This is a genomic window from Mesorhizobium sp. M0208 (assembly GCF_040322015.1).
In the GTDB taxonomy this organism is placed as follows: Bacteria; Pseudomonadota; Alphaproteobacteria; order Rhizobiales; family Rhizobiaceae; genus Mesorhizobium.
In genome coordinates, this window is the sequence record NZ_JAMYSP010000008.1 from 16,790 (window position 1) to 30,148 (window position 13,359).

The 13,359-nt window shown below is 62.9% G+C and carries 10 protein-coding genes; 6 read left to right on the plus strand and 4 right to left on the minus strand.

Translation table 11 applies throughout. The annotated features are described in order from the left end of the window. Window positions 1–58: 58 nt before the first annotated feature. A complete protein-coding gene (locus NKJ17_RS10560) occupies window positions 59–6,445 on the minus strand; it encodes an apolipoprotein A-IV repeat region-like domain-containing protein (protein WP_352507855.1) in 6,387 nt (2,128 codons plus the stop codon). Between the two features lie 286 nt (window positions 6,446–6,731). Between NKJ17_RS10560 and NKJ17_RS10565 the strand changes: the two genes are divergently transcribed. From NKJ17_RS10565 to NKJ17_RS10575, 3 genes are all read left to right on the plus strand, one after another. Next, the gene (locus NKJ17_RS10565) at window positions 6,732–7,100 is read left to right on the plus strand and encodes an Hpt domain-containing protein (RefSeq protein ID WP_352507889.1); all 369 of its coding nucleotides are present in this window, start codon (window positions 6,732–6,734) and stop codon (window positions 7,098–7,100) included. A 97-nt stretch (window positions 7,101–7,197) separates the two neighbouring features. Continuing rightward, window positions 7,198–7,518, plus strand: coding sequence for a 2Fe-2S iron-sulfur cluster-binding protein (locus tag NKJ17_RS10570; protein WP_352688263.1), 321 nt, complete (start codon window positions 7,198–7,200; stop codon window positions 7,516–7,518). A gap of 81 nt (window positions 7,519–7,599) precedes the next feature. Next, window positions 7,600–8,628 (plus strand): NAD(P)/FAD-dependent oxidoreductase, encoded by a 1,029-nt coding sequence (locus NKJ17_RS10575; protein ID WP_254817396.1) that lies wholly within the window; start codon window positions 7,600–7,602, stop codon window positions 8,626–8,628. A 27-nt stretch (window positions 8,629–8,655) separates the two neighbouring features. Here NKJ17_RS10575 and NKJ17_RS10580 read toward each other — a convergent pair whose 3' ends face one another. Both NKJ17_RS10580 and NKJ17_RS10585 read right to left on the minus strand, forming a co-directional pair. After that, window positions 8,656–10,137 carry an MDR family MFS transporter gene (locus NKJ17_RS10580; RefSeq protein ID WP_352507856.1) on the minus strand — a complete coding sequence of 494 codons (1,482 nt, stop codon included), beginning with the start codon at window positions 10,135–10,137 and terminating at the stop codon, window positions 8,656–8,658. 224 nt (window positions 10,138–10,361) lie between these two features. Next, entirely contained in the window at window positions 10,362–10,979 is a 618-nt protein-coding gene (locus NKJ17_RS10585; RefSeq protein ID WP_352507857.1) for a DUF922 domain-containing Zn-dependent protease, read from the minus strand. Window positions 10,980–11,075: 96 nt separating this feature from the next. On the opposite strand from NKJ17_RS10585, the gene folP reads away from it, so the two are divergent. Genes folP through folK form a run of 3 tightly spaced genes read left to right on the plus strand, consistent with a single transcriptional unit; the run spans window position 11,076 to window position 12,780 of the window. Then, window positions 11,076–11,921, plus strand: coding sequence for a dihydropteroate synthase (folP, locus tag NKJ17_RS10590; RefSeq protein WP_352507858.1), 846 nt, complete (start codon window positions 11,076–11,078; stop codon window positions 11,919–11,921). Between the two features lie 3 nt (window positions 11,922–11,924). After that, window positions 11,925–12,284 carry a dihydroneopterin aldolase gene (gene folB / locus NKJ17_RS10595; RefSeq protein ID WP_023674838.1) on the plus strand — a complete coding sequence of 120 codons (360 nt, stop codon included), beginning with the start codon at window positions 11,925–11,927 and terminating at the stop codon, window positions 12,282–12,284. Continuing rightward, window positions 12,268–12,780: a 2-amino-4-hydroxy-6-hydroxymethyldihydropteridine diphosphokinase gene (gene folK / locus NKJ17_RS10600; protein ID WP_352507859.1), complete on the plus strand. Its 513-nt coding sequence runs from the start codon at window positions 12,268–12,270 to the stop codon at window positions 12,778–12,780. The genes folB and folK overlap by 17 nt, the downstream gene beginning before the upstream one ends. A gap of 24 nt (window positions 12,781–12,804) precedes the next feature. Here folK and NKJ17_RS10605 read toward each other — a convergent pair whose 3' ends face one another. Further along, window positions 12,805–13,356, minus strand: a complete 552-nt coding sequence (locus NKJ17_RS10605) for a DUF924 family protein (protein WP_502896223.1) — start codon at window positions 13,354–13,356, stop codon at window positions 12,805–12,807. Window positions 13,357–13,359: the final 3 nt, after the last annotated feature.

Consider the following 13,359-nt stretch of genomic DNA (forward strand, 5'->3'; position numbering starts at 1 on the left):
AGTACGGCATGAAAAAGGCGGGAAATCCCGCCTTTTCATTTATTCTCTATCGCCCGCTCTAGTGAAGGCGGCCGCTGGCGTGTGCCAGCATCGTGTAGACCTTGCCGGTATCCGAGGTCAGGTAGGTCTGTGCCATGATGTTGTCGCGGTCGTTGCGCGACACGTCCTTGAGCAGCTTTTCGAAATCGTCGCAGTAACGATCGACAGCAGCTCGGAACTCCGCCTCCGACTGATATTTGCGGCGGATCTCGTCGAACGTCTGCTGGCCCTTCAGCGTGTAAAGTCGGCGCGTGAAGACGTCGCGTTCGCCGCGCCGGTAGCGGTTCCACAGCTCGATCGAGGCATCGTGATCGATGGCGCGGGCGATATCGACCGAGAGCGAGTTCAGCGATTCCACGACATGAAGCGGCGAACGCGCAGCGGGAGCCGGGCGCGGCGCTTCGGCGGGTGCCGCCGGCTTGGCATCGTCTTCGCGCGATGCACCGGTCAGGAGGTCGCGCACCCAGCCGCCTTGCGGCGTGCGGCCGTTGGGGTCGCGCTGGCGCGGCGCTTGGTCTGCGGAGCGTTCGAGGTCGAGCGTGCCGCGCAGCGCCGTCTCGCCCGAAGGCGCCTGCGGGGGACGGCGTTGTTCTGGAGCCGGAGCCGGGCGACGTGGCGGCTCAGCGGCGCGTGCGGCAGGCGCTTGCGGCGCCGGACGCAGGTTGCGCTGTTCCGAACTGTCGGCGCTACGGCCAGATTTCGCAACGATTTCAGAAAGTTCCTTCAGCGCGTTGATCTGCTCTGAAACGGCACGGCGGATAGCCGTGGTCGATTCCTTTGCCTCTTCCGGCATCTCGATGACGCCTTTCTTGAGCTCGGCGCGGGTGAGGTCGAGCTCGCTCTTGATCGAGCCGGCGGTACGCCGCATCTCCTCGGTCGCATCGGCAAAGCGCTTGGTGGCCGAATCGACCACTTCGGAAATCGCGATACGGATCTTGTCGGCGGATTCCAGCGTCTTGCCTTCGGCGTTCTGCAGCGTTTGGCCGACCAGATTCTCGAACGAGCGCATGACCCTTTCGAGATCTTCCGATTTCTTGACAAGGCCGACGGCGAGGTCCTCCAGCGACGATTGCCTTTCGAGCGTGTGCTCGAGATTGCTCTGGGCCGAGCTCAACAGGTCCGAGGCACTGGAAAGCAACCGGCTGTGCTCGTCGAACTTGGTGGCGATGGAAGCAACCTCTCGCAAGGTCGAGGACGACAGCTCGGTGAGCCGCGTCGTGTTCGAATCGACCAGGCGCGCCGAACTGGCGAAGGTCTGCGCGGTCTTTTCCGTGGTCGCTGCGAAGCTTTGCGTGCTCCCGGTCAGGCGTTCTTCAACCTGGCCGAGATTGCCTGCCGCCTGCTCGATCAATTGACCGAGCTGCGAGCTGGAAGTGGTCATGCGGCCGATGAGGTCGGCAACGCTGTCGGCAAGCGTCGAGCGCGCGCCTTCGACGGCCGACAGGGTTTCTGCCGTGCGGCTGGCGAGGGCGTCGACGAGGGCGGCGTTTTGAGTGCGCAGCTTCTCGGTCGCACGTTCTGTGACCTCTTCCATGCTCTTTTGCAGCTCGGAGCCGCCCTGGGCAAAGCGCTCGACCAGAGGCCGTGCCGTCTCGTCCAAGATTTTCGATATTTCAGCCGAACGTGCCGCAAGCATCGTATTGAGCTCGCGAGTATTGGCACCGATGGTCTTTGCAGCGTCATTGGTGCTCTGGCCGATATGCTGGCCGACCGCGGTGAAGGTTTCGGCGATCGTGTTGGCACGCGAGACCAACTGCGCCTCGGCGTTCGCGACCTGCTCGTTGAGCTTTTGGCCCATTGTCTCGGCGGAGTAGGCGAGGCGGTTCTCGACGCCGGCGACCTGCTCCTCGACGCGGGCCGCTGTGGCAGCCGCACTCGATGCCAGGCGTTCGTCGGCACCGGCGAGCACCTGCTCGATTTCACGGGCATGGACGGCGAGTTCCTGGCCAGTCTGTCTGGCGCGCTCGGCAACCCGCTGCTCGGTGCTGGTGAAGGCGCCGACAATGGTGTCGGCATGTTCGCCGATGGCAGTGCTGCTGTCGGCGATACGGGATACCAGGCGATGATCCGCCTCCTCGAAGATGCGGCCGATCTCGGACGCACGGGCCGAAAGTGCTTCGGAGCCTTCGGCAATGCGCGAAATAAGTTGCTGGTCGGCGGCATCGAAAATGCGACCCAGATCCGACGCGCGTGCCGCGAGCGCTTCGGCGGATTCGCCGATGCGCACGCCCAGCCGCTCGTCGGCCGTTTCGAAATTGCGCAGGATGTCGCCGGCACGTGCCGCCAGCGACTGGGCCGTTTCGATGGCGCGAGAGACCAGCCTGTGGTCCGCCGCGTCGAAGGTGCCGGCAATCTCGCTTGCTCTGGCTGCCAGCTGATCGGCCGTTTCCTGCGCGCGCGCGAGCAAGGTGTTCGACGTGTCGTCGACGCGGGCAATCAAGGCGCTCGACGCATCCTCGGCGCGCGCGGCAAGACGACGGTCCGCCTCTTCAAAGGTGCGGGCGATGTCCTCCGCCCTGGCGAGCAGGGCAGCCGAGGTCTGCTCGGCACGCTCGGCGATCTTGCGGTCGGCATCGCTGAATGCCGCGCCCGCCTGCTCATGCAGCGCGCTGGTGACTTCCAGGACCTTTTCGCGCAGCGCCCCGGCGACGAAGACCGCGCTTTTTTCGAGCACACTGCGAACGTTGTCGACACCCGTCGACAGCGCCCGCTCCATGGTGCTGGCGCGCTCCTCGATGATGCCTGTCTGCCGGCTGAACGCCTGCTCGATCTTTTCTACGTCGGCAGCGATTGCATCGGAGATGTCGGTGCTCCTGGCGGCGATCTGGTCGATATGGCCGGACAGCGAACGGTCGACATCCTTGCGCGTTTCGGCGAGCCTGGAGAGATCGTCCTGCAATGCGCGGGTCAGCATGTCGCGGCCCTCGCTCAGCTTGCCGACATGACCGGCGACGATCTCGTCGACCTCGCTGCGGCTCATTGCAAGCCTCTCCAGGTCGGCTTCCAACGCGCGCCTGAGGATGTCGCGGCCTTCCGCCAGTTTCTCCACCTGGCCGGCAACCAGCCCATCGATGCTCGAACGGCTTTCGGCCAGCTTGGCGAGATCGTCCTCGAGCGCCTTCGACAGGGTCGAGCGGTCCTGGACGAGCTTCTCTGCGTGGGTTGCGACAAGGCTGTTGACGTTGCCGAGATCGGCTTCCAACGCACGCGAAAACTGCGCGCGATTATCGGTCAATAGCTGCGACTGATCGGCGATGGCGCCCCTGATCGTGTTGAGATCGGCCTCCAAGGCGCGCTTGAGGATATCGCGGCCTTCGGCCAGTTTCTCGACCTGGCCGGAAACCAGTCCGTCGATGCTCGAGCGGCTTTCGGCCAGCTTGGCAAGATCGTCTTCCAAGGCGCGCTTGAGGATGTCGCGACCCTCGGCCAGCTTCTCGACCTGGCCGGCGACCAACCCGTCGATGCTCGAACGGCTCTCTGCCAGCCTGGCAAGATCGTCCTCGAGCGCTTTCGAGAGGGCCGAACGCTCTTCGGTAAGCTTGTTCATATGTTCGGAGACGACGCCCCGCACGGTCTCGAGATCGGTCTCCAGTGCCCGCGACAGCTGACCACGGTCTTCCGCCAGCTTTTCGGACTGGCTGGCGATGACGCCCTTGACAGTGCTCAGATCGGCTTCGAGCGCACGCTTGAGGATGTCGCGGCCCTCTGCCAGCTTTTCGACCTGGCCGGCAACCATCACATCGATGCTCGAGCGGCTTTCGGCCAACTTGGCGAGATCGTCTTCGAGCGCCTTCGAAAGGGTCGAACGGTCTTCGGCAAGCTTGTTCATGTGATCGGAGACAACGCCCCGCACAGCCTCCAGGTCGCTCTCCAGCGCCCGTGACAACTGGCCACGGTCTTCCGCCAGCTTTTCAGACTGGCTGGCGATGACGCCCTTGATCGCGTTCAGGTCCGATTCGAGCGCGCGCTTGAGGATGTCGCGGCCTTCCGCCAGCTTCTCGACCTGGCCGGCAACCAGCCCATCGATGCTCGACCGGCTTTCGGCCAGCTTGGCAAGATCGTCCTCAAGCGTCTTCGAAAGCAGGCTGCGGTCATCGGCGAGCCTGCCAGAATGATCAGCGATCAGACTCCTGATGTCGGAGAGGTCGTTATCGAGTGACTGGGAAAGGCCGCTGCGGTCTTGCGCCAATTTCGCCGAATGCGCCTCGATGAGGCCATTGATGCCGGCGATGTCGGCTTCCAGCGCACTGGCGAGTATGGCGCGACCCTCGGCGATCTTTTCGACCTGACCGGCGACGAGGCCGTCGATGGCGGCGCGATTCTCTGCCAACTTGCCGAGGTCGGCCTCGAGCGCGCGCGAAAGGATGCTGCGGCCTTCGGCGAGCTTGCCGACGTGCCCGGCAACCATTTCATCAATTATCGTACGAGCTTGCACGAGTTTTCCGGAGTCTTCGTTCAGGGCCTGGGCCAGCCTGTTGCGACCCTCTTCAAGGCTTTCGAGATGGCTGCCCAGTGAAGCGTCGATCGCTGCGCGCGATTCGTTGACCTTGCGCAGATCCTCCTCAAGGGCGCGCGAGATAAGGCTGCGGCCTTCGGCAAGCTTCTGCACCTGGTTGGCCACCGCTGCGTCGATTTCGGCGCGACCCTCGGCGAATTTCGCCAGATCGGCCTGCATTGCCGCCGCCATCCGGTCGCGGCTTTCGGAAAGCTTGCGGCTATGGTTTTCAACGGCTTCCTCTATGCCGGCGCGAGCATCGGCAAGCCGCTGGATGTCCGTGTCGAACGAACGCGATACGACATGGCGTGCCGCTTCCATGCGCCCGGCGAAATCGCCGGCGCGGGCTTCAAGCATGGTCGAGGTCGATGAAATGATGTCGGCCATGTCGGCACCGATCTGGGTCTTGCCCTGATCGATCATTGCCGACAGCGTCTCCTTGCTATCCTGGAAGGTGTGGGCGATTTCGCGCGCGCGCTCGACCAGCGTCTCGTTGATCTGGCGTGCGCGAGCCTCCAGCGCGGCGTTGAGCTTCTGCGTGCCGGTGTCGAGCGCCTCGGCGCGGGTCTGGAACTCGCTGATCAGCGCCTGGCCACGTTCGGCAAGCGTCCGCTCAATGCCGTTGAGGCTGGCTTCGAATTCCGAATTGAGTGTGCGGGCGGCGCCGCCGAGCAGCGACACCATGCCGCTTGTGCGGTCGTCGAGCAGGTCGGTCAGCGACCGCGTCAGGCCATCGGTGGTGTCCGTCAGCTTGGCGATGCGGGTGTCGAGCAGGCTGGCGAAGGCCTCGCCCGACGTCGACAGCCGATCGGTGATCGATTCGAGCCGGCCTTCCACCGAATCGAAGATCGACATCGAGCTTCCGTTGATCCTGTCGATCAGCGTGTCGCCGGATTCGTTGATCGTCATCGACAGCTTGGTCGAGGCATTGAGAATGCTGTCGCGAATGATATCGCTGGCGGCGTTGATCTCGTCTTTCAGTGTCTCGTGGGCGCCGGTGATCGAAGCGCGCACGCGCTCGGCATGGGTGACGACTGCTTCGCGCTCGCTGCCCAGCCCATCGACCAGCGAGCGGATGCGGGACTCGTTCTCTGAATAGGAGCGCTCGATCTGGTTCACCTCGCTGTGAACCAGCGTTTCGAGCTCGACGGCACGCGCAAGCGTGCGTTCGATGCCTTCGCCCATGGCTGCCACCTCGCGGCGAACCGCTTGGCCGATCATCATGACGCGATCCTGGGCAAGATTTTCCGGCTCGGCCAGACGGAAGGCCACCTCGGTCATCGACTGCGCGGCAAGGCGCATCTCCTGAGCGCGGCGAATCATCACTGCGAATGCCCAGAACAGGATGACAGGCACGATTGCCGCGACCGCCAGGCCGATCAGCTCGGGACGGGCGAAAAACTGATCGAAGGTGCGGATGTTCCAGATGCCAGGTCCGAACAACAGGTTCGCAAGGCCGCCAGCGCCGGCGATCCAGGCCAGCGAAACGAAAGCCACGACCCAATAGATCGTGTTCGAGGCGCGCCGATTGAGGGTGTGCAGGAGCGTTTTATAGTCTTTTTGACGATCGTCGTTGGCCGGCGAGAAAGCTGCCGGCTGCGAGCCATTGCGCGTTGCGACAGGACGCAACTCAGCCGGCTTGGCCTTTGGCGCGGAATTTGCGTTCTGGCGTTGATTGGCGGCTTGTGCCGCGCTCTGGGTCTGGTCCGGGGCAGGCGGTTCGTTCTGGCTGCGACCTTCGCGCGCCAGCTCGTCGGCGGCTTGCGATATTTGCGCTTCCAGATCTTCCATGGATGCCGCCATGTCGAAGTCGCCGCCGGCATCGCCGCTCAGGTCGATATCGAGTGCCTTTTCGAGTTCTCTGGCTACGTCGCTGTCGAGCGTTCTTGTCGTCGTTGGTTTCTTCGCCATGCCTTCGCTACCCTGTACAAGCTGCGGCGGGACTTATGGTTCTGCTTATTGATTCTGCCTAGCGTGTCCCGCGCAGGAGGCTGAAAATGGACCCTGTCGTATCGTAATGACACAGCCGGGTAAAGAAAACATGCATTCCGCCCGATACGTAAAACTTTAAATATAAGGTTAACACAGCCGTGATTCCGGCGCCGTTATCGCGACATTTTTCCGGGCCAATCATTAACCCGTTGTCCACCGGATACGCCTAGTTTTTGCGGCGGTCGAAGAACGGAGTCTCAAAGTGATACGTGGCGAAAACGGCATTGCCTTCTCGATGCCCGGCGGCGATGTGTCGGGGACAGCCGGGGCGCGGCCGATCGACCTGGCGCATCTTGCGCGCCAGACGATGGGCGATCGGAGCCTCGAGCAGGAGGTGCTGGCTCTGTTCGTGCAGCAGGCGCTGTCGGTGCGCGACAAGATCGTCGATGCGGATGTCGGGCAGCGGCTGCTATTGGCACACGGGCTCAAAGGCTCGGCGCGCGGGGTCGGCGCCTTCGCCATCGCCGATTGCGCCAGTGCGATCGAATGCCGGCCCGAAGACGCCGGCACGCTGAAGCGGCTTGGCTCGCTGATCGAAGAAGTGCGCGACTTCGTCGCCGCCATCAGCCGATAGCACTTATTCCCGAAACGCCACACAGCGGCGCTTTGGCGCCGCAGTTGACTTGTCCGGCAGAGTGATTATGTCGGCTCAGACTCCCTTCAGGTGACAAATGACCAAGCTGACCTTCATCGCCCATGACGGCACGCATTTTGACGTGGATGCCGAAAACGGCTCGACCGTCATGGAAAATGCGATCCGCAATGCGGTGCCGGGAATAGAAGCGGAATGCGGCGGCGCCTGCGCCTGCGCGACCTGCCATGTTTATGTCGACGAAGCCTGGACGGCGGAGGTCGGCGAGCCGGAAGCCATGGAAGAGGACATGCTGGATTTCGCCTACGACGTCCAGCCGAATTCGCGGCTGTCATGCCAGATCAAGGTGCGCGACGCCCTCGACGGGCTGGTCGTGTGCGTGCCGGCCCGCCAGGGCTGAAGCCGATTTTTGCCGCTGCCGCTTGGCAGCGGACCAATGGTCATGCAGTGTCGCGCCGTTTCCCATAAAGGCGCATGCTTCATGACCGCTATCATCAAGACAGACGTACTCATTGTCGGGGCAGGGCCTGTCGGTCTGTTTGCGGTATTCGAGCTCGGCCTCTTCGACATGAAGTGCCATCTGATCGACATACTCGACCGGCCCGGCGGGCAGTGCGCCGAACTCTACCCGGAAAAGCCGATCTACGACATTCCGGGCTGGCCCTCAATCTCGGCGCAAGGTCTGGTCGACAAGCTGCTTGAGCAGATCGCGCCGTTCAAGCCCGAATTCACCTATAACCGCATGGTTTCGGGCCTGGAAAGACTGGAGGACGGCAGCTTCCGCGTCACTACCGACGAAAACGAGGTGTTCGAAGCCAAAATCGTCGTGATCGCCGCTGGCGGCGGCTCTTTCCAGCCGAAGCGGCCGCCGATCCCGGGCATCGAACCCTATGAAGGCAAGAGCGTGTTCTACTCGGTGCGCCGGATGGAGGACTTTCGCGGCCATGACCTCGTCATCGTCGGCGGCGGCGATTCGGCGCTCGACTGGACGCTGAATCTGCAGCCGGTGGCCAAGAGCGTGACACTGGTGCACCGGCGGCCCGAATTCCGTGCAGCGCCCGACAGCGTCAACAAGATGTATGCCATGCAGGAGATGAAGCAGCTGGAATTCCAGGTTGGACAGGTGACTGGCCTGACCGGCGCCGACGGCCAGCTCGCCTCCGCCATCATCAAGGGACCGGAGGGCGATATCGAAGTACCGTGTACGCGGATGCTGCCATTCTTCGGCCTGACGATGAAGCTCGGCCCAATCGCCGAATGGGGCCTCAATCTCCACGAGAACCTGATCCCGGTCGACACCGAAAAATTCCAGACGTCGGTGCCTGGCATCTTCGCCGTAGGCGACATCAACTGGTATCCCGGCAAGTTGAAGCTGATCCTGTCAGGCTTCCATGAGGTCGCTTTGATGGCGCAAGCAGCCAAGCGCATCGTCAGCCCCGGCGAGCGCATTGTGTTCCAGTATACGACCTCGTCGACCAGCTTGCAGAAGAAGCTCGGCGTGGTCGACTGAACCTCGCTGTATTTTCGTCGGGCCGGTCTACTCCGCCAACGCTGGGGCCACAGCCTCGGCGTGGCCGCGAAGCGTTTTTTCCGGCATCAACCAGAGCGTGATGAACGACAACAGCAAGGTTGCGGCCGCTGCAAGAAAGATCATCACGAACGGCATGGCCGAGGCAACATGGCCGGCCGGCTGCGTGCCTTCGCTGGCCAGCGGCAGGCCGTAGCCAAGGGCGACGGCACCAAGCATGGCGACGCCAAGCGCACTGCCCAGCGAGCGGAGGAAGGTGAGAACGCCGGTCGCCACGCCAAGGTGCATACGATCGACGGCGTTCTGGACCGAGACAGTGGCAACCGGAAAGGTCGTGCCTGTGCCCAGGCCTACGCAGGTCGTCAACACCTCGACGAGCAACAGTGAGGCATGGCCGGCGACCAGGCTGAGCACGCCGAGGCACAGGATCGAGAAAACCGTTCCGATCATGGCAATGCGTTTATAGTGGAAAAAGCGCGGGATCATTCGCGCGCTGAAGGTCGCACCGGCCACCGTGCCGAGCATCAGCCCAAGCAACGCGGTGCCCGATTCGCTGACCGACAGGCCGACGACCGATTGCAGGTAGACCGGCAGATAGACCGACAAGCCGACATTGGCGGCCTGCAGCAGGAACATCGACAGCGTCCCGGCGAGAACGATCGGATTGCCGAGCACTTCGAGCGAGATCAGCGGTTCGGCCGCACGCAGCAGCCTCAGCGCGAACGCGCTCCAGAACACCGCTGAGCAGAAGAGCAGTCCAAGGATTTCAGGCGACAGCCAGGGATACTCGCTGCCGCCCCAGTTCAAGGCAAGCAGCAGCAGCGAGGTGGCCGCGACCAGAAGCAGCGCGCCGAGGCCGTCGATGCGGTGATGTTTTGCGGCGATCGGCAGCTTCTTGAGCGGGTTGTTGATGATCGCCATCGCCAGCAGGCCGAGCGGAATGTTGATCCAGAAGATCAGCGACCAATGCAGATGTTCGGCGAAGGTGCCGCCGAGCAGCGGCCCGGCGATGCTGGCGACGGCCCAGGTGCCCGAGATCCAGGCGGCGTAGCGAGCCCGCTCGCGCGGCGGCACGAGGTCGCCGATCACGGTCTGCGTCAGGGCGAACAGCCCGCCGCCGCCGGCGCCCTGGATCGCCCGGCCGACAACCAGGACCAGCATGTTGGGGGCGGTGGCGCTGACCAGCGAGCCGGCGAGAAAGATCAGGATTGCAGCATAGACGGTCGGCCGGCGACCATAAATGTCGGAGATCTTGCCGTAGAGCGGCGCCACGGCGGTCGCGGTCAGAAGATAGCCGGTCACGATCCACGGCAGATACTCGGCATGCCCGAGCAGACGTGCCATCGTCGGCATCGCCGGCGCGACGATGGTCTGGTCGAGCGCTGCCAGCAGCATCGACAAAAGCACGCCGCCGATGATGGCGTTTTTCTCGGTTTCGGTCAGCGGCGTGCTGGTTTCCACCATCGCTTGCTTGTCGATAGCCTGGTCCATATCCATCATCCCATTACGCTTGGGTGCACGTCCGCGAGGCGCTGGACTGCGTCGAGTGTACAGATTGGCCGTGTTCTCGTGCCTTTGAGATGAGCCCTGCGAACTCGATATATGTCGTTCGCTATAGGCCGATTTCGACAGCGGCTCGAAAGTTTTTCGAAGCTGGCACCATGTTTCGGCAAAATTGGCTTTGGTCCAAATTGGCTTTTCCGACGACGCGGAGTTCAGCCGGGAGCGAGTCGGCCGTTCTCAATGCGCTCGATGCGGTAATTCAAGAGCCGCAGGATGCGGCTTTGGAAATTGACGCTTTCCACACGATCGAAGCGCATCTGCTCCTGGTCGTGCTTGGCGAGCATGGCCGCCGTTATTTTTGCGGCCTTGGCCTTGGCCAGTTCGCAGGTCTTTTCCGGGTAGCTCGCCTTCAAGGCGTCTTCGAGTTCGCGGCCATGGTTCTTGGCAATCTCGACGTGGCGTTCCTCATGGCGCTTGATGTCGGCGGACAACGTATCCCAGAACAGCCTGACGCCTGCATCGGCTTTCCGCGGGCGGCGCCACTGCGGAAGGATCACCTTGACCTTGACGATGACGACAGCGTCGGCAATCCAGCACGAGCCCGGCTTTTGCGCATAGCTGACGCGGGTGGTGAACGCCATCTGGGTAGCGCCTGGATGCCGCGACCCGGTGCTTTTCACCTGAGGCCCGAGTTTCGACAGCTGGGTCTCGATGTCGTCGAGCGTCCTGCCGCCGATCGGGAAATAACTATATGTCTTGACGAGAGTTGCAGCGCTGGCCGGGAATGCGGTCAGGGCGAGCATCAGGGCGCAAAGGAAGGATCGTTTCATCGTGTTGCCTCTTTGCCCACCTTGCTTTACCGCCGTCTCCGGCGCAACGGAATTGATCCCCGGCCACGCCGCGGGATCGGACATGGTTGATGGGCAATGATGACAGGGCGATGGCAGTTGGCCCACGGACGCCATCTCGACATTGGTGGCAAGGCCGTGGTCGTCGGCATCCTCAACATCACGCCGGACAGTTTTTCCGACGGCGGCCTGTTCGATGCGCCTGAAAAAGCAGTTGACCAGGCGCGCCGCATGGTCGGGGAGGGGGCCTCCGTCATCGACATAGGCGGAGAATCGACACGTCCCGGGGCGTCTGCGGTCTCCGCAAAGGAAGAGCAGGCTCGCATATTGCCGGTCATCGAGGCGCTCGCGACGTCTGTCGGAACGCTGATCTCGGTCGATACCTATCGCGAGGATACGGCCCGGCTCGCCGTCCAGGCCGGCGCACATATCGTCAATGATGTCTGGGGCCTGCAGCGCGAACCGGGCATTACCCGCATCGCGGCCGAAACCGGCGCCGGGCTTGTCATCATGCACACGGGACGGGATCGACAGAAACTGCCTGACGTGATTGCCGATCAGCTCTTCTTCCTCAGGAAGTCGCTGGAAATTGCGCGACGGAGCGGTGTTGCCGACGACCATATCGTGCTCGACCCGGGCTTCGGCTTCGCCAAGGAGACGGCCGCTGAAAATCTTGACCTGATGGCACGGTTTTCCGAGCTTCGTGCGCTGGGTTTTCCACTGATGGCCGGCACATCGCGAAAGCGCTTTATCGGCACCGTCACCGGCCGCGATGCAGCCGCAAGGGGCGCCGGAACCGCGGCCACCAGCGTCATCCTGAGGCTCAAAGGCGCGCATCTCTTTCGCGTCCACGATGTCGCAATCAACGTGGATGCGTTGGCCATTGCCGATGCTATGCTGGCGCGTGAGATCGGGGAAAGCTGAGCCATGTATGTCATCCGCATGAAAAACTGCGCTTTCTTCGCTCGGCACGGTGTGCTGGACGAAGAAGAGACGCTCGGCCAGCGCTTTTATGTCGATGCGGCACTCACGGTGGATCCCGGACGGGCGCTGGTCGAGGATTCCATCGAGGACACCGTCAATTACGGCATCGCTTTTGCGGTCATCGAGAAGATCATTACAGGCGAGCGGCGCTTTCTGATCGAAGCGCTGGCGCTCGAAGTGGCGAGGGCGCTGACGGCGCGGTTTCCGCAGATCAAAAAGGCCGAGATCACCGTGCGCAAGCCGAATGCCCCGGTGCCGGGTGTGCTCGATCATGTCGAGGTGACCGTTGTCTGGCCAGAATAATACCGTCTATCTCAGTCTCGGCGGCAATCTCGGTGATCCGGCGAGGTCGATGGCTGCGGCACTGGGCATTCTGGATGCCGACGAGAGCACGCGCGTCGTTGCCGTTTCGTCGCTCTACCGCACGCCGCCTTGGGGCAAGCTCGATCAGCCGGATTTCCTCAATGCGGCGGCCGAAATCTGGACCGCGCTCGCACCGCGAGAGTTGCTGGACCTCTGCCTTGATGCCGAGCGAAAACTGAAGCGGGTGCGCGAGGAGCGCTGGGGGCCGCGCCTGATCGATATCGACATTCTGGTGTTCGGCGACCGCGTTATCCACGAGACCGGGCTGGAGGTGCCGCATCCGCGCATGCTGGAGCGCGCCTTCGTGCTGGCACCGCTGGCAGAAATTGCGCCGGAGCTCGTGGTCGACAGCAAGAGCGTGTCGGAGCGGCTGGCCGCAGTCGACACATCGGGCATTGAACGGCTGCCGTCAGGCCGGGATTGGTGGAAGGCCTGACGCTGCCGCCATCGGAGCCCGAAATCAGCCGGAAAACCCACCTCCGTCGAGGAACATTTGTTCGTCCGGTGTCGTCTCGCGGCCAAGCATCCTGTTTCGGTGCGGAAAACGGCCGAAGCGCTGGATGATGTCGCGATGCTCGCTCGCATATTTCAGGTAGGATGGCGCCTTGGCGGCTGTAAGCTCCACCGATTTGAGCTGATCGGCGAGGTCCTCCGAATGCTCATAGGGCAGATAGAGAAAAACGCGGAGCTCTTCGTCGAGCGCCAGGTCATGGCCGTCAGCGATCGCCTTCCCGGCGAAATGCCGCGCCAGCGGGTCCGTGGCGTACATGTGGCCGGTGCCGCGAAAGCAGTTTCGCGGAAACTGGTCGAGGAGGATCATCAGTGCCAGCGACCCTTCGGCGTGTTCAGACCAGCCGTCGCATTCGCGGCCGGCGGCGGCGAAGTGCAGATCGAAAAACCGGGTGCGGAAGTCGGCATCAAAGGCGTCGTTCTTCTCGAACCATGCCTCCTCCCCGGCGTCGCGCCAGAATCTGGTGACGGAGAGAGCGCGCTCGTCCAGTTCGTTCATCATTCG